The following is a 2,511-nucleotide window of genomic DNA, read 5'->3' as shown; positions in this document are numbered from 1 at the left end:
GGTATGGATATCGGAGCACCGGAAGGGACAAAAGTAATGGCAGGGCTGACCGGAACGGTTACAACTTCTGCTTATAACGACAGCTATGGCAATTATGTTGTGATCAAGGACAGTAAAGGCTATGAACTGCGGTATGCACATTTAAGCAGCCGGAGTGTATCTGCAGGAGCATCCGTCACGAAAGGTGATGAGATAGGGCTTGTAGGAAATACTGGAAATTCTACAGGAAGCCATCTTCACATTGAACTTCTGAAAAATGGAGAGCGGTTAAACCCGATCTTTTATCTGGAAACAGGAGAAGGGGCAGGATTTGGCGGCAATGAATATACCAGTGAAGCAGCACAGCGTTTGTTAAATGAAGCAGCGAGATATCTTGGGACACCGTATGTGTGGGGTGGATATTCGCCAAGTGGATTTGACTGTTCTGGATTCGTAAGTTACTGCCTGACACATTCAGGTGTAAGGAATACAGGAAGATTAACGGCACAGGGATTGTATGACATTTGTACGCCGGTATCTCAGTCAGAAGCACAGCCAGGAGATCTGATCTTCTTTACAGGTACTTACGATGCAGGAGTTCCGGTAACGCATATCGGAATCTATGTGGGCAATGGTCAGATGATCCATTGTGGGCATCCGGTGCAGTATACGTCCATCAACTCTCCATACTGGCAGAGTCATTTCTATGGATTCGGACGATGGTAAGGAAAAGGGCGGTGTAACAGCCGTCCGGAAAGGAGAAGCGATGAAAAGTCTTGAAAAAGCAACGGCAGATTATGAGAAAGCCAAGGAAAAAATGGAAGCATCCAAAGCCAGATATGAAGCAGATTTAAAGCGTTTCAAGGCTGCGGAGATAGCAAAAACAGAAGCGGAAAATCTGGAAATTGTAAAAATTATCCGTGCAATGGATATGAGCATTCCAGAGCTGGAAGCTTTCAAAAAGAGAATGAAAAATGAACTGCCCGGCAGGGTAGAAATACAGAAGGAGGAAACAAGGTCTGATGATGAATTTAGAGAAGATGAAACAGAAGAAATCTAAAAATAGCGTGAAAAAAGGATTGCTTGCGGCAACAACGATTCTTTGCTTGACATCGCCTATGTTGCAGACACAGAGTGTGTTAGCGGCAGAGAATACAGCACCCGCAATTACGATTGAAAAGCCAGATGGCTGGAGACAGGGGGAAACGGCAGTCGCAATTACTGTGGATGCCAGTCATATGCCAGAAGGATTTTCTATCACAAAAATTGAAGCGAAAGCTGGGAAAGACGGAAGCTGGCAGGATGTGACAGGGAATGGAAGTATTTCCATTACTGGTAATCAGACGGTCTATGTGCGTGTGACAGATGGTGAGGGGAAGGTCTATGAGCAGAATCGCTCTATTAAGTGTTATGACACAGAAAAGCCTACGCTTTCTGCATCTCTGACAGATGGTGTACTGACGATTCAGGGAAATGATACCGTTTCCGGCATTACTTCTGTGACAGTTAATGGCACCACTTATACAGATCTGAAGGATGGAATGCTGAGAGTGCAACTGACACAGAAAGATTTTACAACAAAACAGATTGAAATCACGGTAACGGATGGTGCCGGAAATACTTCTGAAAAGTATGTGTTGCAGAATCCTTATTATGAATGGGCAAAGAAGCAGGCAGAGAAACAGAAAACTTCAGGTGACAGCAATGGTGCGATGGCAACCACGACCAGTGCAGATGCAACTGGGACTGAGAAAACAACGACTTCACCACTTCCGCAGGATGCACAGGCTTCTGAGCCAACAGATGCAAAAGGAACTGTGGATGATCGGACAGTGACAGGTATTGAGGAACAGCTTAATAAAGAAGGCGAGACAGCAGATTCTGTTACCAAAACAGCTACGGAAGGCACAAAAGAGTTTTATACCATTTCAACTAAGAGTGGTAAGATTTTTTATCTGATCATCGACAATTCAAAATCTCAGGATAATGTGTATTTCCTTACCGAAGTCAGTGAGAAAGACCTGATGAACTTCACACTTTCTGATTCTGTGACACTTCCGGAAGTAGATATTGTTTATGCAGAACCAGAGAAACAGGCTGAAGAAGAAAAGCCGGAAACGACAGAGACAGATGAGAAAGATAAGGTAGAGGATGAAATTCAGATGCCAGAAGACAAAAGTTTGGCAGGGACTTATCTACTGATCGGATTGGTTGCTGTTGGAGCTGCGGCAGGTGGTTATTACTTGAAAGTCTACAAACCGAAACATGAATATGATGATGAAGATGAGATGGAAGAGGATGAAAATGAATCCGAAGATTCAGAGTCAGAAAAACGGGAGGTAGACGATGCAGATGAGCAGGAAGAACAGGAAAATGCAGGGACAGAAGTTTTGAAAGATGAAGATTTCAATGATGAGGTACTAGAAGATGAAGAAGAGGAGCAGGAGTAAATGAAATTAGTGATTGCAGAAAAGCCATCGGTTGCGATGGCACTGGCTTCCGTGCTTGGAGCCAGAACAAGAAAAGATGGCT

3 protein-coding genes are annotated in these 2,511 nt (G+C 44.1%); all 3 read left to right on the top strand.

The window, feature by feature from the left end:
• Positions 1-705 (top strand): C40 family peptidase (locus tag WMO75_RS19285; protein ID WP_349078798.1); only part of this gene is annotated, 705 nt, incomplete at its 5' end.
• Entirely contained in the window at positions 686-1,039 is a 354-nt protein-coding gene (locus WMO75_RS19280) for a DUF4315 family protein (protein WP_227163109.1), read from the top strand. The genes WMO75_RS19285 and WMO75_RS19280, both read left to right, overlap by 20 nt.
• A complete protein-coding gene (locus tag WMO75_RS19275) occupies positions 1,002-2,429 on the top strand; it encodes a CD1107 family mobile element protein (RefSeq protein WP_028086446.1) in 1,428 nt (475 codons plus the stop codon). The genes WMO75_RS19280 and WMO75_RS19275 overlap by 38 nt, the downstream gene beginning before the upstream one ends.
• Positions 2,430-2,511: the final 82 nt, after the last annotated feature.

Source organism: Blautia intestinihominis, from assembly GCF_040096655.1.
GTDB lineage: Bacteria > Bacillota > Clostridia > Lachnospirales > Lachnospiraceae > Blautia_A > Blautia_A intestinihominis.
This window is presented reverse-complemented; position numbering and strand designations above follow the sequence as displayed.

Coding starts and splice junctions, on each gene's coding strand:
- WMO75_RS19275 (WP_028086446.1), top strand. CDS start 1,002: ATGATGAATTTAGAGAAGATGAAACAGAAGAAATCTAAAAATAGCGTG.
- WMO75_RS19280 (WP_227163109.1), top strand. CDS start 686: ATGGATTCGGACGATGGTAAGGAAAAGGGCGGTGTAACAGCCGTCCGG.